The following is a 20913-nucleotide window of genomic DNA, read 5'->3' as shown; positions in this document are numbered from 1 at the left end:
GTGCGAGTGCCGCCCGTCCTGTGCTCCGCGCAGCACGCCAACAACCGGTCCACCTGTTCCTGCCCCGGCACGGAGAATGAACATGGCCACGCCCGCAGCACACCCTGTCCCGCTGTGTGTGGACCTGGACGGAACGCTCACGCGCACCGACCTGTTGTTTGAAGCCTTCTTTGTGCTCGTCAAACAAAGTCCACTTTCGATCTTTCTGTGCTTCGCCTGGGCGCTGCGCGGGCGTGCCTACCTGAAGGAGCAGATCGCACAGCGCGTGAACATCGACGTCGGCGTCCTGCCCTACAACACCGAGCTGCTCGCCTGGCTGCGCGACGAGCGAGCGAGCGGGCGCGATCTGTATCTGTGCACGGCGACTAACCAGCGCCTCGCCTCCCAGATCGCCGCACACGTTGGGCTCTTTACCGGTGTGCTCGCGAGCACGGTCAGCAACAACCTGCTCGGCAAGAACAAGGCGCGAGCGCTCGTTGAGCAATTCGGCGACCACGGCTTCGACTACTGCGGCGACGCGCGTGCGGACTTGCCGGTATGGCGCCAGGCCCGCCAGGCAATTGTGGTGGGTGACAGGCACATCGCTGCCGCGGCCCGCAAGACAAATGCCGCCATTATCTTTTTCGAGCAAAAGCGCCGGCTGATTCCGCTCGTGCTCAAGGAAATGCGCGTGCATCAATGGGTGAAGAACGTGCTGATCTTCGTGCCGCTTCTCACCGCACACCGTTTTACGGATCGTTCCGCACTCGCTGCCGCCTGCATCGCGTTTCTGTCGTTCAGCCTGGCCGCTTCGTCGGTGTACCTGCTTAACGACATGCTCGATCTCGACGCAGACCGGCGGCACGCGCGCAAGCGCAGCCGGCCGTTCGCTTCGGGAAAGCTGTCTCTAAAATTCGGCATCGTGCTCACTGCTGCACTGCTCGCCGCCAGCGGCGGCCTTGCGGCACTCCTGCCGCGGGAGTTTTGCGCCGTACTGGCCGCCTATTTCGTGACCACTGTCGCCTACTCGTTCGCGCTCAAACGCATGACGCTCGTCGATGTGTTCACGCTTGCGTGCCTGTACACGGTGCGCGTAATCGCTGGCGGCGCGGCGACCGGCATTCCGCTCTCGTACTGGCTGATCCTGTTCTGCGTGCCGATTTTCCTCTCGCTCGCCATGGTCAAGCGCTATGTCGAACTCGACGCGATCCTGCGCGAAGGCAAGACGGAAGCCGCGGGGCGCGGCTACATCACCCAGGACATCTCGATCCTGCGCTCGTTCGGCACGGCTTCCGCGTACCTCGCCGTGCTGGTGCTTGCGCTTTATCTGAACACACCGGAAATGAAGGCGCTATATCTCCATCCGCAGGCATTGTGGGCGACATTTGCGCTCACGCTCTTCTGGGTGAGCCGGATCTGGATGTGCGCGTTCCGCGGCACGATGCACGACGACCCGATCGTGTTTGCGTTCAAGGATCGCGCGAGCCTCGCTGTGATCGCGCTATCAGGCCTGAGCATGCTACTCGCGATCTGAATCGCGCCAGCGACAAAAAATTGGGCACGGTGCACTTCCCGTTACGACGGCAAGTTCAGGGCGAATACCCTCGGGCTGACGAACATATCGATGACACATGCGCACGCGTGTTCGGCTACGGCGTGGACCACCGCAAGTCGAGCGGTGTTTCGGATTTGCCCGCTCGGGCGACGTACGCTGGCGCACAGACCCACTTACAACCATGCTCTACGGTTGAGCACTGAATCCGGCAGAGTGCGTGTGCCACCGTCCGAAGAGCCGAAGGGCAGTGGACGGCGCTCGCGTTTTCGCTCTATGGACTAAGTCGTAGTGGGTCCCTCACGTTTCCCCAACGAATACCCGAATATGCGATCGACTTCACGATCATTCTGCGCGAACTGCGCGGCGACCGGTTAGGGAATTCGCAGACGGGATTCATGTTCAGCGATTTTCCCGCCATAGAGTTTGACGGTCATTAACGGAGATGGGGGCGTACTTGAAGCTAGATATGGCGAGCGTTACCGAGGACAAAGCATGGCCCATTTGGAGCTTATCTGCCGCCGCTTGTTTCTTCTTAGTTCTCGCATTCAGCGGAACGAGCGGTTCGTTTTTCTGGGACTACCACGTCTATGAGAGAGGCTTGAGTTGCTACTCGCAGGGACCAAACCCCTATGCGTGCGCATCGGGCGCCTTTCCATTTGTTTACCCGCCCGCTTTCCTCAAGGTATTTTCCATTGTCGACTTCCCAACAGCATTTGCTTTCCTGGTACTGGCCTCGGCCGCAGGCATCGCCTGCGTTAGCCTGAGTCTCAAGTCTCAAATTCCCTACCATCGCCTGGCGCCTTGCCTGGTTCTCGGCTTCCTGATTGGCGGATCGGGCTTTGCTTCGATCCAGACGGGAAACATCAGCGTCTTCGCGCACCTGCTTCTCGTTTCGCTATCCTACTTTCTATACACGAAACGGTCGGTCTACACGTTGACGCCTCATGCGATCGCCATCATATTATTTTCTGCCATAAAGCCCTACTTCCTTGCCTACGTCTTGCTCTATCTTTTTCTGCCCCGTCGCAGTTTGTTCGCATTCGTCGCGGTGCTGCTATCGGTTGCCGGCATCTACATTGCGCAACCGGCTCTTTATCCGCAACTGTGGGCGGGATTCCAGGGCGCCATCTACAATCAGATCATCCAGCATGGGGATGCAGGGCTGACAATTTTTGGCGTATTTTCCAAGTTCGGGATGGGGAAAGTCGGCTTTGTTCTCCATCTTCTCCTGATGCTTCTCGTGGTACTGATATCGGCAGCTCTTCGATACAGGCATGGGCAACGCGCTGTGCAGATCAGCTCCACGAGCGAGTTGTTTTATTTCCTCGCCATCCTCATTCTGCTCAACCCGAGGTTGATGTCGTATGATTTCAGCGTTTTTGCGGTTTGCCTCTATTTGTCCATGATCCTCTTGTCACGAGGTGATGGGTGGGTGGGCCGATTTTTGAAGACTTTCCCTTTCCTGACCATCCTGCCTCTATGCCTCGAAGGATTGTTTGATATTCGAGTGCATTCTCTAACCTACTACTTCCTCGCAACCTACGTCCTGCTGGTTGCGGCAGTGGCCTGCCATTGGCCCCTACGTAGCTCGTGGACAAAAGCATCTGGAAGCGCGGCGCACGAGAAATAATTGTGCACAAGAGGGAATTGGTCCGCGCTGGAATCAGTCCTCTGATCCAGCTGCAGGCCGATGTCCCCAGCAGATTCGAGCACTATGGCCTGCGGCTAGTTCGCGTGAAAGCCGAAGCTGCGCCAAGGCATTCAAAGCGACTCTTCCAAAGCGCCGCGCTTCGTAAACATTGCCTGGCGCACCCACTTGCTAACACTTTCGGTGTATTGCATGGCAGGCTTCTCGATCAAGCGGAAGGTCGTATCGCTGACAAGAATCAAGACGGGAGTGGTCAGCAGGATCGTGAACCAGTGCTCCAGAGGGCTGAATATTGATGGGGGGAGTCAAACTGTGAGGTTTTGATGTAGAAGTACCATATGCAGGAATGGTGCATAAAAACGAAAAAAGCCAAGTATCCTCTCAATCCGTCAATCGTTGCAAAGCGTCCCGCAGCGTTGGGGGCGCCGAATCGCCAGATCAGAACTCAGGCAGTCGCGAGTGCAAGGAGCACCGCGGCAAACACTGGGAAGGGACTGGTCGGGCTTATCATTCTTTTTGACCTCTCTGTAGAACCAACGCTGCGCGAGCGCCACGTCAGCATACCGGACCTTCCCATCCGGTTGCCTTCATTGGGCGGCGTGGGTGGCAATCGAGACGCTTGCGTTGCTTTGCAAACGCCTCAATCGAGCGCTGCACTAAATCCGGACAGGAGGAAACTCGGCCGCGCCCAGATTTTCGATCTCGATGTAGGACGGCAGTTCGTTCGCGGTTCGCGAGTACAATCCCGCCGCCGTTTGGGAGAATCCGAGCCGTTTGAAATAGTCGTGGCAGGTTGCATTCCTTCCGGTGTCGACCAGCTCGGCGCGGACTTCGGAGCCCGACTTCAGCGCCAACCGCGTCGCAATCGCCCCGACGACCAACTCCGCGCCAAGCCCAAACACGCGGCACGACAGCACGACCTGGACGATCTTCTCGCCATTGATCAGGCAAACGGAGATGATGCCGTTGTCGATCAACTTGTCGCGCAGCGAAGAGACCACGCAGTACCCGCCCTGGCTTATGAACGTTTCAAACTCCGACCGCTCCCATCTTTTCCCGGTCGTGTTGAATTGATTTGTCTTGTTGATAAGTTCGAACGCACGATCGAAGTGTCTGGATTGCGGCGTCTTGATCAAGAAGAATGACTGGCGAAGCTGTAACGACGCTAGCCACTCGTCCCGAGAAACACCATTGTTCGCGTCGGCACTGGCTTCGCGCTGCGAGATCGCGCGCACTAGTTCGGTGCGGCGCGATGACTCTTCGGTGACGACGGGGACCTGCGTTTCGGCCGATCGCAAAATGATTCGCCGCCAGTCGTAATGATTGCCACCGAGGCAACGAATGGCTGGAATCGCCGCCTTCACCTCCGACAACTCACGGTCGTTGTCGTCGATAAAGACACAGTTGCCCGGAAGCAGATTCACCTCCTTGAGGATTTCAAGGATGTTCTGCGACTTGGGCTTCCAGTTGATGCGCACGCACGCGAAGTCGTCCATGGTGATGGCGCCGCGCCAGATGGCGTTGAACCGTTCAATGGTTGGCGCTTCTTCATTCTTGCTACAGATCGCCAGCAATCCGCCACGCTTCTTGAAGAACAGCAAGGCTTCAGCGAGGCCGATAGGCCAGCCTTCGATGCGCTGTTCCTGGCTCACGCTCTCGCCTTCCGCTGCCACACCGCGCCACATGGTGTCGTCGAGGTCGACGATAATCAGCTTCACTGGGTCTCGTTGCTCGATGACCTTGACTATCGCTTCAATCCTGGAAAGGAATGCGAGGGTAAATTCGCGGGACGCGACCTCATATGTCACGATATTCCCAATCGCTTTAGGCGCAATCAGACGATTCGCATCCAGTTTGAAGTCCCAATCGTTGATGAATGAGGCATGTGAACTGCTCAACAGAACGTCGTCCTGCAGATGTCGGCGGCCAATAAAATTCAATATTTCGTTGGCGTCGAGAAAGTAGCAATTATTCGTCTTGTGCACGGCGTCCGACAAAAGCCGGTTGATCTCCCGCACCAGATATCCAGGTGATGTCATACCGAATGGATCGATGAGATCGCCGTCGTAATTGAAGCTCGGCTCGAAAAACGACATGAAGACAATCGGAGCCGTCGTGATCTGCGCGGCGACCTGCGCCACCTTCTGGGCGAGATATTCCCCTGTTCTCTCCAGAAAAGAGCGCGCTTCGTCGTCGGAACACAGGCGCGAAAAAACCATGTCCACCACAGGTTCAGGCGTTTGCGTCACTTCACCCAGAATGTGACGGAGCGTGAGATTCACGACGACGACGTCATCGGTAGGTGCGGCCTCCGGGATCGGGGCGTGGCGTCTTGAGCCCATCAGTATGTGCCGGATGTTGTGCCCGGAGTTTGCGCTTCGCTTGACGAGCATCTCCACTGAACACGTGCCCAACAGCAAAATATTGAGCTTGCGCGAATGAATCGCGAGCGACGTCGGCGGCAGCGGTAAATTGACCTGTTTATCGGCGACGGACGAGTAAAACAAATCGCGGACAAATTGACGCATTTGGGACCTCGAAGTCGAAACGTTCTCCACACGCTGCCGGTAACGGCCTTGAGATTAGAGCAGAGCGCAGACGCACCATCTGTGCGCCGACATACACAACCCCAGCCGGATGCGGCGCGCCTGACGTTTATGAACGTCCTCGAGATAACGGTGCCGATCGGTGAGATATAAAGGGAAAGAACCCGGCCTTGACGAGAGCTTCGAACTTCAAGGGGATCAAACTGGAGGAGAGGAAACGGGATGTGCAAGCTTGCCGAGTCGCGGCTATGATTTTTATTTTTCGGGGCCGATGCATCTCACGTCGAATAATCCTCCGCGCGGATTATCCGTCTCAACTGTTTGATTAAATTCACACCACCCCAGCCGATAACCAGCCTCGCAAACAGCGACGCCCAATCCTTGCTGGGCATCTCGATCTCTCTCAACAAAACTCGCTCGACAATGGCAAGCCTCAAGGCAATACTCATTTTCTTGTAAATCAGCACATTAAATATAAATGAGGAAACATGCCCCTTTGACATCAGCTTGTTATATTTTTCAAAAAACTCGAGACTGGGTTCGCAACTGACCGCCTTCGATATTCTGGCAGAACTTTCACTCAGGGAATACTCCACCAGTGGATCATGCAAATAAACGAATACGCAGCCAGCCATTTCAGCTCGAATGGCGAAATCCCAGTCCTGATGACGGCGCAACGATCCATCGAAGCTGATCAGCGGGTACTGATGACGCCACATCATGATCGACGAGGTCTGAATATAGCCCCCTTCCAGCAGGATGAAGTCGAGCATCGACTGGCCATCGTAGGGAGAGCGGTTGCCCAGTATACGCCGGCCTATGTCCGTTAGCACGACGTTACTGAAGAGCACCTTTGCTTCATTCCCGGCAGGCTTGGGGCCGAATGCGGCGATGCAGCATTCGAGCTTGTTCGGGAGCCATCGGTCGTCAGCGTCCAGGAAAGCGATCAGATCACCGGTGGCCTCCTCGATGCCCCGGTTTCGACACCACGCCGCGCCATGGTTCTCGCTTTCGCGAATCAGACGCAAAGCAATGTTGTCTCCGCAACGACTCGGCAATTCGAACTGCAACCCCGATGCGTCATCTATGACGATAATCTCCCGCGGAAGAACGGTTTGAGTCGAAATTGATTCTATTGCCACCCAGAGCAAATCAAGGCTGTTGTAGTGTGGAATGATCACACTCACGTTGTAGACATTGTCAAAATCACGCCCCATCCCACACCTCGAATCTGAATTTCGACAACTTCCTCGTGCAAAGGGTAAAACTATCGGTCTTGATCTGGTAGCACGTCAATCACACATATTCTTACCGTTCCTTACCGGAAGCAGATCTCACGGTTGAAAATCCAGCAATATTTCTTACATTAAAATTAAACATACTTTCAAATTCAATACATTGGCGATTGGCAAATCTTCCCCAACGGGTTTCGGACCGGTCTTTTCAAAGACCATAGAACTGACGCAATTCAATAACGAACGCAACCGAAACGCGCTCTGGAAGCCAAAGCAATAGATGATTCGTCCGGCGCTGCATCGAGTCGCAACGGACCATGCAGCCCAGCTAGTTGCGGAGAGCCTCACAGGTTTTGTGTCGACGCCTTGTTTCGGCAATTGCCGCGTCGACTCGTCGGTCCCCGCACGGATGCGCGCACGCGGTGCAGCGTAATTGCATCACGCTTGATGAATCGTAGGCCGTGGCGCAAGTGCCGTTCCGTGGGTTTCCCAACAAATCCGCATGAGTTGTATCTGTACATTCTCTGGTATGTGAGCCGCTCGTTGCGCGCCCAACCGGGTGGCGCGCGAAGCCCCGTGCTCCACCGACACTTCGCCACCGCACGCCGAACCGGGCCCGCAATGTCCTCGTCGCCACTCACGCCGCCAACCATGCGAGAAGTCCATGTCTGGCAATGGGACCTTGACGCCTGCGGGAGTGATTTTGATCGGTACTGGGAGATGCTATCCGCACAGGAGCACGAGCGGGCCGGCAACTTCCGCTTCGAGCTGCATCGCCGCCGTTACGTGACCGGACGGGGCAAACTCAGACAGATCCTTGGCCGCTATACCGTGCTCCCTGCGCGGGCGGTCGTACTTGAGTATGGTCCGGAAGGCAAACCGTTTTGCACGAGCCAACCTTCTGGATGGAGGATCTGCTTCAACCTGAGCCATAGCGAGAATACGGCGGCGCTCGCCATTTCGAACGGCTTCGAAGTGGGCATCGATGTAGAACAGATTCGTCCAATCGAGGAGGGCATGCCGCTCGAAGTCTTCTCCGCTCGCGAGCGCGAACAATTCGACGCGCTCCCGGCATCAGAACGGCAGCCGGTTTTTTTTGAAACCTGGGCGCGCAAGGAGGCCAGCCTGAAAGCGCTCGGAACCGGCTTCATCCTGCCGCCGGAGCATTTCGAGTTCGATCTTGCCGTTCACGGCGACACGACACCGCGCTTCGTCGGCGGCGAAGCGCAGGAAGCCTCGCATTGGTGCATTCGCGCCCTGTCACCCAGTCCGAGCTGCGCGGCGGCGGTAGCGGCCCGCCACGCTGATTGGTCGATCGTCCCGATGGACTGACCTGACGGCGTCTTGGGCGCGCCGCCATCGTCGCGTCCGGCGACTCAACACGGTTGTGCCGTGCACAACTCCACACGCAGATCGCAGGTCTTCGCCTCCAAGCCATATGCGCTCCGTGCGCCCGCGCCGCCCCAGTGCGATGTGTTGCTGCAGCACATCGTGTGTGCGACGGCGAACGGATAGGCATCCCGCGGGAGTTTAACTTCCTCTTACAGCAAAATTCAGACGTGGGAGACAAGCCAGCCGCGCAGGACTGCGGGTGGCTTGCGTATCCCGTGACCGGCAGCCGTTATGCGCAAACGCTGCGTGTACATCGCCAGGCCTGGCTCAACCCAGGACCGTCCTCAAAATTGTGAGGGAGTAGCAAATGTCACACAGAGATGGACTTTCAGGCGTTTTGCCGGGCGGGACCGAACATGTGCCAGGCGTGGCAGCGCGCTTCGATGCCATATGTGCCGAGTTCGGCAATCATCTTGCTGTGATTGACGCCACGGGCGAGGAAGATTACGCCGCCCTCGGCGAACGTTCGGCGCGGCTCGCTACCGTCCTGCGCGAAATGGGACTGGAGCCGGGCGAGCGCTGCGCGATCATGGTTTCGCGCAGCCGCGACACGCTGGCCTTGATGCTGGCGATCCTGCGGCTGGGCGGCGTCTACGTGCCGCTGGACCGCGCCTATCCCAAGGCGCAACTCGATTTCATCGTTGCCGATTGCGCGCCCAAGCTCATCATCGCTGAAGCGGCGGCGCTCGCCAGCGTTGGCGAGCTGAACGGCGTCTCAGTCGATCTCGAGCATGTCGCGGCAGCGGCAGAAGCGGCCGAGCCCGCACCGCTGCACGCGTGCAGTCGTGACGACGCGGCCTACGTCATGTACACCTCCGGCTCGACCGGCAAGCCCAAGGGCGTGGTCGTGCCGCAGCGCGCGATTCTGCGCCTCGTGCGTGGCCAGACCTTCACCGAGCTTTCGCCCCACACGCGCTTTCTCAACCTCGCGCCGCTCGCCTTCGATGCGAGCACGCTTGAGATCTGGGGACCGCTCCTGAACGGCGGCTGTGCCGCCATCGTCAACGAGGTCCAGCCCTCTCTCGACACGATCGCGTCCGAGATAGCGCGACTCGGCGTCACCAGCGCCTGGTTCACGGCTGGCCTCTTCAATGCGCTCGCCGACTATCGGCTGGAAGCCTTTCTTCCGCTCAAGGAGGCGCTGACGGGCGGGGACGTGCTGTCCCCCGTCCATGTACGCAAGGTCATGGAGGCCCATCCGGGTCTGCAGATCATCAACGGCTACGGCCCGACCGAGAACACGACCTTCACCTGCTGCTACCGCATTCCGCGCGACGGCGCGTCACTCGATGCCATTCCCATCGGCTACGCCATCGCGGGCACGAGCGCCTACATCGTGGACGACAAGCTCGCGCCTGTTGCCGATGGCGAAGTCGGCGAACTGGTCACGGGCGGTGACGGTGTCGCGCTCGGCTATCTGAACCGGCCAGAACTGACGGCCGAGAAGTTCGTCGACGACGTTTTCGCTCCCGGCGCCAGGCTCTACCGCACGGGCGACCTCGTGCGCCGTCGCGCGGACGGGGCAATCGAATTTCTGGGCCGCAACGACCGGCAGATCAAGATTGCAGGCAAACGCATCGAACTCGACGAAATCGAACATGCGCTGCGCGTGGCCCCCGGCGTGGCCGATGCGGCCGTGGCGGCATTCGACGGCCGTATGGGCAAGGCCATTGCGGGGTTCGTGAAGGCCGATGCGGCGGATGCGGCGGTCCTCCTGAACGAAATCCGCGCTTATCTCAAGTCGGCCCTGCCCGATTACATGATGCCGTCGGAACTGCGTGTCCTGCCGGACTTGCCGCTGACGCCCAATGGCAAGATCAACCGCAAAGCGCTGCTTGCGTCGATCGATACGCAATCCGATGCATCGTCAGCACCTTCGCCCGTAGATGACGATATCGCCGACAAGCTCGCGTCCGTATTCGAAGGGCTCCTCGGCAAACCGGTCGACCGCCGCTCGAACTTCTTTGACCTCGGCTTGCGCTCGCTCGATCTGATGCGCGCGCACGCCATCATCGCGCGCGACGTCGCGGCCAAGGTCGCGCTGGTGGATCTGTTTCGTCATCCCAATGTCGAGGCGCTGGCTTCGCATCTGCGAACGACGCTGCCAACAGTGAACAAAGAGGCAATTCGTCAACGCCGCGACGTGCAAAGCGGCGCAATCGCAGTCGTCGGCATGTCGGGAAGGTTTCCCGGCGCCCGCAACGTCCCGGAATTCTGGGCCAACATCCTCGCGGGGCGCGACTGCATCACACATTTCGACGTGGCGGAACTGGAGGACAGTTTCGACGACAAGTCGCGCCGCGACGCGAGTTATGTCAAGGCACGGCCGATACTCGCGAACGTCGACCACTTCGACGCCGGCTTTTTCGGCATGCTCGCGCGCGAGTCCGCGCTCACCGACCCGCAGCAGCGGCTGTTCCTCCAGATCGCCTGGGAAGCATTCGAAGATGCCGGATACGACCCGGCAACGATCGCCGGCGCCGTCGGGGTGTTCGCCGGCACGTCGATGAACACCTACTTCCTCAAGCACATCCTGACCGATCGCGCGGTCATCGACGAGTTTACGAGCCAGTTCCAGATCGGCGAGTATCAGAAGCTCGTGGGGGCCGGTGATTTCGTCGCCACCCGCACGGCTTACAAGCTCGGACTCACGGGGCCGGCTATCTCCGTGCAGACGGCATGCTCCACCTCGCTCACCGCGATCAGCCTCGCCGTCGAGAACCTTCGGGCGGGACGTTGCGATATGGCGCTGGCCGGCGGCGTCTCGATCACCTTCCCGCAGAAGCGCGGTTACTTCTACGAAGAAGGCGGCATGGGCGCGCCCGACGGCGTGTGCCGTCCGTTCGATGCCGATGCGAAGGGCACGGTGTTTGGCAGCGGTGCCGGCGTCGTCTTGCTCAAACGTCTCGAAGACGCCATCGCCGACGAAGATCCGATCTATGCCGTGATCCGCGGCGTGGGCATCAACAACGACGGCTCCGACAAGGTCGGTTTCACCGCGCCGAGCGTCGACGCCCAGGCACGCGCGATTGCCATTGCGCACGCCGAGGCTGGCATCGATCCGGCTTCGATTGGCTATGTCGAGGCCCATGGCACGGCTACGCCGCTCGGCGATCCGATTGAATTCGCGGGCCTCGTGCAGGCGTTTCGCCTGGGCGGCGCAGAGGGCGGCCAGTTCTGCGCGCTCGGCTCGGCGAAGGCCAATGTCGGGCACCTCGACGCGGCCGCGGGCGTGACGGGTTTCATTGCCGCGTCGCTCGCATTGCGCCACCGCACCTTGCCGCCGCTCACGCATTTCCGTTCGCCCAACCCGGGCATCGACCTGGCCAACAGTCCGTTTTTCTTCAATGCGGCCGTGCGTCCCTGGGCTGACGGCGCCACGCCGCGCCGCGCCGGTGTGAGTTCGCTCGGCGTCGGCGGGACGAACGTCCATGTGGTGCTGGAGGAGGCGCCTTGCCGTACTGCCTCTGGTGACCAAAACGAAGGACTCCAGATCCTGCCGGTATCGGCCCGCAGCGCTGCCGCACTCGAGCGCGCGAAAGTGAATCTCGCCACGCATCTCGCTAGTCATCCGGAGATCGCACTAGCCGACGTGGCCGCGACGCTGCAAACGGGACGCCGCGATTTCGCGCACCGCGCCGTTGTCGTCGCCGAGAGCGTGGAGCAGGCCCAGGCCAAGCTCCAGAAAGGCGCGATCGAAGCACAGGCGCCACAGACAGCGCCTGCAGTCGTTTTCATGTTCCCCGGCCAGGGCGCCCAGTATCCGGGCATGGGAGCCGCGCTCTATCGCACCGAGCCGGTCTATCGCGAGTGGATCGACAAGGGCGCAGAGGCGCTGGCTCCGCATCTCGGGCTGGACATCCGCACGCTGCTGTTGAGTGAAGCCCCGGAAGGCGACGACACCCCGCACCCCATCCGCTCGACGATCTACGCTCAGCCTGCGCTCTTCCTCCTTGAATATGCGCTGGCACAGTTGTGGATTTCGCGTGGCATCAAGCCGGCAGCCATGATCGGTCATAGCGTCGGCGAACTGGTCGCGGCCTGCGTGGCGGAGGCGATCGCCTTCGAGGATGCGCTGCGCCTCATCGCGCAACGCGGTGCGCTCATGCAGTCGGCCGAACCGGGCGCGATGCTGGTCGTGCGCCTGTCGGAGGCCGAACTCAGCCCCATGCTGCCCGGCGACGTCGATCTCGCCGCAATCAATGCGCCGACGCTCAGCGTCGTGGCAGGCCCCTTCGCAGCCATCGAGGCATTCGAGGCCACGCTCAAGGCACGCGATATCGAGCATCGCCGTCTGCACACGTCGCACGCGTTCCACTCGCGCATGATGTCCGGCGTCGTCGACGATCTTGCCAAGGTCGCGAACAGCCTTTCCTTCGCGAGGCCGAAGATCCCGTACGTGTCCTCCGTAACCGGGCAATGGGCGGCGATGGATCAGCCGGTGTCGGGAGCGTACTGGGCCAGCCATTGCCGCAATGTCGTGCGCTTTAGCGACGCGCTGGCCACGGTCACGGCAGAGGGCAAGCCCCTCCTGCTCGAAATCGGCCCCGGCCGCACGCTCTCGACGTTCGTCCTGCAAGGCCTGCCCAAGGACCGGCATCAGGGCGCGATTGCCTCGCTGCCCGATTTCGCGACGCGCGATCGCGAGCTTGCCATCCTCGCCGAGGCGACCGGGCGCCTGTGGCTGAACGGCGTCAAGCCGAACTGGAAAACGCTGCGGGCTGAAACTGGCCGCCGCGTTTCGCTGCCCACCTATCCCTTCGAGCCGGAACGGCACTGGATTGACGCCCCGGCAACCGCCTCTTCAAGTCAGCCAACGACCGTTGCCCCAGCGATTGCCGCGCAAGCCTCGTCCGAAGCCCTAAACGATATTCCTCAGACCGCCATGACCCAAACCGTCCAAATCGACCGCAAACCGCGTCTCATTGCCGAACTGGCGTCACTGCTTGCCGAAATGTCCGGCGAAGCACCGGATACGTCCAATCCGGACGTGACCTTCTGGGACCTCGGTTACGACTCGCTGTTCATGGGGCAAGTGTCCCGGCAGCTGCGCCGCCGCTACGACGTCACGATCAGCTTCCGGCAGATCATGAGCGACTATCCGACGCTGCCCGCCCTCGCGCAGTTCCTCGACGGCGCAATGCCGCCTGATCCGGAAGTGCCTGCTGAGGCCGCACCGGTTGCTGCGCCGGTCGCTGTTCAAGCAGCGGCCGCGCCGGTCGCCATTGCCGCTGCACAAGTGAGCGCGCCTGTGGCAGTGCAAATGACCACTGTGCCGGCTACGGGCGACCTCCAGTCGGTGATCCGCGATCAGCTCGCCGCAATGCAGTCGGTGATCGCGCGTCAGCTTGAGGTACTGCAAGGCGCGCCTCTGGCCGTGCAGCAGCCCGCCGCGACGTTCCAGATCCCTGCGCCTGCTGTCGCTGCGCCCGCACCTGTAGCCGTCGCAGCCCACGCAGCTGCCGCCGCGCCCGCGCACTCCGCTGGCCCCGAGATCAAGTTCGAGGAGAACCGCCCGTCGCGCTTCACCGCGTACAAGCCGGGCGCCACGCATTCGGCCCAGATGACCGACGCCCAGAAGTCGTTCATCACCGACCTCGCCGCGCGCTACTCGGCGAAAACCGCTACCTCGAAGGCTCGTACGCAATCCTACCGTGCCGTGCTCGCCGATCCGCGCACCGCCAGCGGCTTCCGCGAGGAATGGAAAGAACTCGTCTATCCGATCGTCGCCCAGCGCTCGAAGGGCTCGAAGATCTGGGACGTGGACGGCAATGAATATATCGACGTGGTCAACGGCTACGGCCAGACCGCGTTCGGCCACACGCCCGATTTCGTGGTCGAGGCGGTCAACGCGCAATTGGCGGAAGGCTTCGCGATTGGACCGCAGTCGCCGCTCGCGGGCGAAGTCGCCCAGATGTTCTCCGAGATGACGGGCCACCAGCGCGTCACGTTCTGCAATACCGGCTCGGAAGCCGTGATGGCGGCGATGCGCCTCGCGCGCACGGTGACCGGCAAGGACAAGGTGGTCTGCTTCGACGGCGACTATCACGGCCAGTTCGACGAAGTGCTCGTGAAGCCGGGCAGCGAAGCGGGCGTGCCGCGCGCGTTCCCGCTCGCCCCCGGAATCCCGCAAGCCTCCGTGGGCAACATGGTCGTGCTGCCGTATGCCCGTCCCGAAAGCCTCGAGTGGATCAAGGCCAACATCGACGATATCGCAGCGGTGCTGATCGAGCCGGTGCAGTCGCGCCATCCCAATCTGCGTCCGAAGGAGTTCGTGCAGCAGTTGCGCGACGTCACGGCGGCCAATGAGTCGGCGCTGATCTTCGACGAGGTCGTGACGGGCTTTCGCGTCCATCCGGCCGGCATGCAAGGCCTGTGGGGCATCCAGGGCGACATGGCGACCTACGGCAAGGTGGTCGGCGGCGGCCTGCCCATTGGCGTGCTTGCGGGCACCACGCAATACATGGACGCGCTCGACGGCGGTCAGTGGCAATTCGGCGATGCTTCGGTACCCGAAGTTCCGCCGACGTTCTTCGCGGGCACATTCGTGCGCCACCCCGTGGTGCTGGCCGCAATGAAAGCCGTCCTTCTGCACCTCAAGGAAGCTGGCCCGGCGCTCCAGGAAGGTCTCGGTGCGCGCATGGCCGGCCTCGTGCAGCGTGTCAACGCGCATCTGGAGAAGGTCGGCATCGCCGCGCGCGCGGAATCCTTCTCGAGCTGGTTCTATGTGAATCTCGCGGGCGAAGATCGCCTCGGCAGCCTCTTCTATCCGTATATGCGCTACCTCGGCGTTCATATCATGGAAGGCTTCCCCTGCTTCCTGACGACGAGCCATTCTGACGAGGATATCCGCAAGATCGGCGACGCCTTCATCGCGAGCATCGACGCGCTCCAGCGTGTCGGCATTCTCGGCGGCGCGCAAGACGCTGCGGTGCTTACGCAGGTCGAACGGCAGCTCACGCAGTCTGCGCTCACCGAGCCGCAGAAGGAAATCTGGATGTCGGCCCAGCAGGGCCACGAGGCCTCGCTCGCGTTCAATGAGTCGTTCACGCTCGAACTCAATGGCAAGCTGAACGAGGCCGCTTTCGAACGCGCCTTCGCCGCGACTGTCGCCCGCCACGATGCGCTGCGCGTGCACTTCTCACGCGTGGGCGACACGATGTTCGCGGAACCGACGACGACCGTGCCGCTGGTCCCGATCGACCTTTCCACCCACGCCGATCCGGCGGGCGAGCTCAAGGCCATCATCGACGCGGAAGCCCGCGAGGTCTTCGACCTCACCCGGGCGCCGCTTGCGCGCGCCGCACTGGTTCGCCTGGAAGCGCAGAAGTGGGCATTCGTGTTCACGGCGCATCACATCGTCTGCGACGGATGGTCGATCAACATCATCCTGCGCGATCTGTCTGCGCTCTACGCGGCAGAAGTCTGGGGTACGCAGCCCGAACTCGACGAAGTGCAGAGCTTCCTCGCCTTCGCCAAGGCACAGGACGAAATCGGTGTCGAGAAAGACACGCGCGAGTTCTGGATGAACGTCCATCGTGACCCGGCGCCGCAACCCGATTTGCCCGGCGATCGCCCGCGCCCTGAGCGCAAGACCTTCAACGGCGCTTCGACGACCCGCCATCTGGGAGCCGACCTTCTCAAGCAGGTCAAGACGGCTTCCTCGAAGCAGGGCTGCTCGCTGTTCGCCACGCTGTTCGGCGCGGCTCAGGTGCTGTTCGGCCGTCTGTCCGGCAATGACGATGTCGTGATCGCCGCGCCGATGGCTGGCCAGTCGCAAGCGGGCGAAGCGCTGCTGGTCGGGCACTGCGTCAACTTCCTGCCGTTGCGCGTGAAGTTCGACCGCGAGAAGCCTTTCGCCACGCACATGAAAGCGGTGCGCGATCACCTGTACGACGCAGGCGACCGGCAGAACTACACCTACGGCGCACTGGTCCGCGATCTCGGCATCAAGCGCGATCTCAACCGGCTGCCGCTGACCGACCTGCAGTTCAACCTGGAAAAGGTCGACGGCGAACTCGACATGGCAGGCGTGACCACGCACTTCGCACCGAATGCGAAGGCCTACAGCAACTTCGATCTGTTCCTGAACGTGATCGAATCGGCGCAAGGCCTGCGTCTCGATTGCGACTTCAACACCGACGTCTATGACGAAACGACGATCCAGCGCTGGCTCGGCTACTACGAAACCTTGCTGACGGCAATCGCGCGCGACGCCGAAACGCCGGTCGCGGCGCTGCCGCTGCTGAGCGATGTGGAAATCCACCATCTTCGTGACGAGCTGAACGCTTCCCAGCGTGACTTCGATCTCTCGCAGACGACCCCGGCGCTGATCGCCGCGCAAGCCTGGCAAGCCCCGGATACGACAGCCGTATCTGACGACTCGACGAGCCTGACCTATGGCGAACTCGACGCACGCGCAAGCCAGATCGCCCGCCGGCTCATGGCGGCAGGTATCGCGTCGGGCGAACGCGTCGCCCTCGCGATGGAACGCAGCGCCATGATCGTGGCCGCCATGATCGGCGTGTGGCGAGCGGGCTGCGCCTACGTTCCGCTCGACATGACGATGCCGCCTGCACGCCTGCGCCAGATTCTCGATGGCGCCGGCATCGCCGCCGTCCTCAGCGATGAGGGAAGCCTCACGCTGCTGGAACCGGGCGCGCATCGCGTGCTGGACGTGGAGGCGCTCCTCGCGCAGGACGACGACGAAACTGTGGCGCTGCCCACCGTAACGGACGCGGATTCGGCCTACGTGATCTTCACGTCGGGCTCGACGGGTCAGCCCAAGGGCGTGGAGATCGGCCATCGCGCGCTGAGCAACTTCCTGCTCTCGATGGCGCACGCGCCGGGCTTTACGGTCAGGGACAGCATCGTCGCGGTGACGACGTTCTCCTTCGATATCTCGGGTCTCGAGCTGTTCCTGCCGCTCATCGCCGGCGGGCAGACCTTCATCGCGGGCCACGCAGAAGTGCGTACCGGCTTCGAACTGGTGACTCGCCTGAAAGACGAAGCCGCCACCGTTCTGCAGGCGACGCCTTCGCTGTGGCGCATGCTGCTCGAGGCGGGATTCAAGGCGCCGAAGGGCTTCAAGATCCTGTGCGGCGGTGAGCCGTTGCCGCGCGACCTCGCCGACGCCTTGCTCGCGACCGGCGCGGAGGTGTGGAACCTCTACGGCCCGACCGAGACGACGATCTGGTCCTCCGCCTCGCGTGTCGTTGCGAACGCACCGGTGGTGATCGGCGCGCCGCTCGCCAATACCGACCTGCACGTGCTGACCGACGACCTGCATCTGGCGCCGGAGGGCGTGAGCGGCGAACTGTGGATTGGCGGAGAAGGCCTCGCAAAGGGCTATTTCAACCGCCCTGACCTGACCGATGCCGCTTTCAAGTCGGTTGCCATCGAAGGCGCTGCGCCGCGCCGGCTCTACCGTACCGGCGATCTTGCGAAGCGGCTCGCCGACGGCTCGCTCCAGCACCTGGGCCGTCGCGACCAGCAGATCAAGCTGCGCGGCTTCCGCATCGAGATCGAGGACATCGAGGCCACCCTGCGCAAGGCGCCCGGCGTTCGCGCAGCCGCCGTCGCCCTGCATACCGTGGGCGACAGTCCGCGCCTCGTCGGCTACGTAGTCGGCGCCGGCTCCGACAAGCCCGACCAAGGCGCGGTCGCGGCGCACGTCGCCGGACAACTGCCGTCCTACATGGTGCCGACGCTGTGGATGACGCTCGAAGCCCTGCCGCAGACCAGCAACGGCAAGCTCGACCGCAAGGCTCTGCCCGTACCGACGGCGGACATGGTGGCCGTGCCAGTGCGCCAGCCGCATGCTGCGCTCAAGGTCGTGCCGCAAGCGCCGGTGCCGGTCGAATCGGTGGCCATCGAGCCGGAGGCGAGCAAACCGGCGGAGATCATCGCCGTGGCCGAACCTGTCGCCATGACGCCGACGCAGTCCACCATCGCCGCAATCTGGGGCGAGGTGCTCGGCCTCCAGCAGATCGGTATCGACCAGAAGTTCTTCAGCCTCGGCGCAGACAGCCTGCAGCTCTTTCGCATCGTCGCGCGAATGAACGAACGCGGGCTGGGCGTGGATGCGCGTCAACTCATGAAGAACGTCACGATCGAGCAGTTGGCCTCAAGCCTCGATGGCGCAGTGGCTGACGACCTGGTTGAGGCTCCTCCCGTGGCGCGTCCGTCGATCCTCAACTTCAAGCGCCGGATTGCCGAAGGAGCCTGAGCGATGAACTCGATAGCCTTGAATATCGCACCTGTGCAGGAGGTCGAGGCGGGCCACGCCCTGTTCCCCGCGACCGCCTGCCAGGTACGCTACTGGCACGAGCAGAAGGCGTCGCCGAAGGCCTCCGCGCTCAACATCGCCTTCCGGCTGCAACTGTCGGGGCCGCTCACCGCCGCGAGCATCGAACAGGTGCTTGGCGAACTGGTCGCGCGGCACGAGATATTGCGCACCGGCTTCCTCATGACGGGCGCGGGGCTGCGCCAGCAGGTCTGGAGCCGCGCGCCCTTCCGGCTCGCGGTGGTGGATCTCGGCGGTTTGGACGACAAGGCCGCCCTTGCGGAGGCCCAGCGCGTGGGTCAAGAGCAGGCCCGCACGCCTTTCGAGCTGTCGTCCGCGTCCTTCTTCCGGGCTGTATGGTTGCCGAGGTCGGCCACGCAAGGCGAATTGCAACTGACCTTCCATTCGCTCGTGATGGACGGCTGGTCCTTCGCGATCCTCGTGCGCGAACTCGTGGAAGGACTCGCGGCGCTGCACGCGGGCCATGATCCCGATTACCCCGACGTCGACCTGCACCATGGCGACTACGCACTGTGGAAGGGCGAGTTCCTGGCCAGCGGCGCCATCGACCGCGCTCGCGTCCATTGGCGCCAGGAGCTCAAAGGGTTCAGCCGCTTCGACGTAAAGGGCGACCGCCCCCGGCCACCGGAGCGACGCTTCCAGGGCGTCATTCGCTCCATCCTGTTGCCAGGCGCGATGAGCGAGCGTCTGATCGCGGCCGCCAAGGCGCAAGGCGTGACGCTCTTCAGCGTGGCGGCCGCGGGCCTCGCGATGTCGCTCCAGAAGACGACTGGGCAGCCCAAAGTCGCCATGGGCACGCAGATGTCAGTGCGCGATCAGCAGGAACTCGAAGGCGTAATCGGGCCGCTCATCAACACGGTGATCCTGCGCCTCGATGTGACCCAGGGCAGCACGCTTGCCGATGTCACCGCGCAGTGTGGCGCCAAGCTCAGCGACGCCATCGAGCATCTACACTTGCCGTTCGAAGAAATGATGGGAATGGCAGGCGAAGTGCCGGATATGAACCGGCCGCCGCTATGCTCGGTCAACTTCGCTCTGCAGCAAAGCTTCGTCGGCATGGGCGACGAGGTTCGCCGCCAGGATTTTGCCGCGACGACTTCGCCCTCTTTCAACGCGGGCGCGCTTTACGACCTCAACTTCTTCATGGTGCGACGCCCGGAAGGCTGGCGCATCTCCTGTGAGGGCGACACGGACCTCTACGACATCGAGACGATCGACCGGTATCTGGCCAAATGGCGCGAGGTGCTGGAAACCGCCGAAGTCACACCGCAGCGAGCGCTCGCGCCCGCGGCCGGGAAAGACACAGCGCAAGTCGCGGGCGGCGTGGGCGTCAGTGGTTTCATCAGCCGAGCCGAGCTGGAAGCGAAAGCGCAGAATATCGTGCGGTTCAACGAGGATGGTTCGCAAACGCCCATCATCGTGCTCAACAATATCGCGGTCCTCTATGAGCTGGCCAAACAGGTCGGCGATGAGCGACCCATCGTCGACGTTCCCATGGTGCCGAAGACGCCTCAGCCCAACCTCCCGTTGCGCGCTTTCGAGGACATCGCTGCGGACGCCGTGCGACTCATCAGACTGATCCAGCCACGCGGCCCCTATATCCTCATGGGGTACTGCGTGCTGGGTGCGATGGCGTTGGAGGCGGCCCACCAGCTGCGCCGCGAAGGCGAAACGGTCGAACATGTCATCCTCACTGATTCCTGGTGCCCGGGTTACCGGGAGACGATGCCCTGGTACGATCGCCTGCTGCGCAAGGCGCAGGTGCGCATGGACGACATCCCGCGCGACTTCCGGCTCGCGAGACGTGGCGAGATGTCGATGATTGCGTTCCTCCAGCAGTTTCGGACCGTTCGCTGGCTTCGTCTCACGCAGCTTGCCGTGAAGTTCGGACTCTTGAAGAACGATAGTGCGAACAACATGATTGACGACAACCTCTGGTATGGCCGCAACATCGGTTATTTGCGCGAGCAGCAGGTGCGGTATCGTCCGAAGCCCTATGACGGCAATGTCCAGATCTTCCGCAGCGGTCAGGTGCTCAAGGGCCGCCTGTTCGCACACGACATGGGTTGGGGTGAAGTGGTCACCGGCAAACTGGTCGTCACGGAGGTTCCGGGCATGCACAACCAGATGTTCCGCGCGGCCGGCGCTGCTGTCATGGGCAAGCAACTGCTTGATCGCTTCGTCGAAACCACGCACGACAATCGCGAAAGCACGCTTGAAGGGTCATGATCTCGGTGCGCCACGATAGGATA

At 61.8% G+C, this 20913-nt stretch carries 7 protein-coding genes; 5 read left to right on the top strand and 2 right to left on the bottom strand.

Going from position 1 to position 20913, the window contains the following annotated elements; genetic code table 11:
* Nucleotides 1-82: 82 nt before the first annotated feature.
* Nucleotides 83-1513: a UbiA family prenyltransferase gene (locus tag M3A49_RS10620; RefSeq protein ID WP_266228636.1), complete on the top strand. Its 1431-nt coding sequence runs from the start codon at nucleotides 83-85 to the stop codon at nucleotides 1511-1513.
* A 475-nt stretch (nucleotides 1514-1988) separates the two neighbouring features.
* Entirely contained in the window at nucleotides 1989-3164 is a 1176-nt protein-coding gene (locus M3A49_RS10615) for a hypothetical protein (protein ID WP_266228635.1), read from the top strand.
* Nucleotides 3165-3838: 674 nt separating this feature from the next.
* On the opposite strand, the gene M3A49_RS10610 is transcribed toward M3A49_RS10615, so the two are convergent.
* Both M3A49_RS10610 and M3A49_RS10605 read right to left on the bottom strand, forming a co-directional pair.
* Complete coding sequence (locus M3A49_RS10610) at nucleotides 3839-5710, bottom strand: HAD-IIIC family phosphatase (protein WP_266228634.1); 1872 nt, start codon at nucleotides 5708-5710, stop codon at nucleotides 3839-3841.
* Nucleotides 5711-6006: 296 nt separating this feature from the next.
* Nucleotides 6007-6945, bottom strand: a complete 939-nt coding sequence (locus tag M3A49_RS10605) for a glycosyltransferase family 2 protein (RefSeq protein ID WP_266228633.1) — start codon at nucleotides 6943-6945, stop codon at nucleotides 6007-6009.
* 669 nt (nucleotides 6946-7614) lie between these two features.
* Here M3A49_RS10605 and M3A49_RS10600 point away from each other — a divergent pair.
* From M3A49_RS10600 to M3A49_RS10590, 3 genes are all read left to right on the top strand, one after another.
* A complete protein-coding gene (locus M3A49_RS10600; protein ID WP_266228632.1) occupies nucleotides 7615-8295 on the top strand; it encodes a 4'-phosphopantetheinyl transferase family protein in 681 nt (226 codons plus the stop codon).
* A gap of 367 nt (nucleotides 8296-8662) precedes the next feature.
* The gene (locus M3A49_RS10595) at nucleotides 8663-18583 is read left to right on the top strand and encodes a non-ribosomal peptide synthetase/type I polyketide synthase (RefSeq protein ID WP_266228631.1); all 9921 of its coding nucleotides are present in this window, start codon (nucleotides 8663-8665) and stop codon (nucleotides 18581-18583) included.
* Between the two features lie 3 nt (nucleotides 18584-18586).
* Nucleotides 18587-20890 carry a condensation domain-containing protein gene (locus M3A49_RS10590; RefSeq protein WP_266228630.1) on the top strand — a complete coding sequence of 768 codons (2304 nt, stop codon included), beginning with the start codon at nucleotides 18587-18589 and terminating at the stop codon, nucleotides 20888-20890.
* The last annotated feature ends 23 nt before the right edge of the window (nucleotides 20891-20913 follow it).

It is taken from the genome of Paraburkholderia sp. CNPSo 3076 (assembly GCF_026343935.1).
GTDB lineage: Bacteria > Pseudomonadota > Gammaproteobacteria > Burkholderiales > Burkholderiaceae > Paraburkholderia > Paraburkholderia nodosa.
This window is presented reverse-complemented; position numbering and strand designations above follow the sequence as displayed.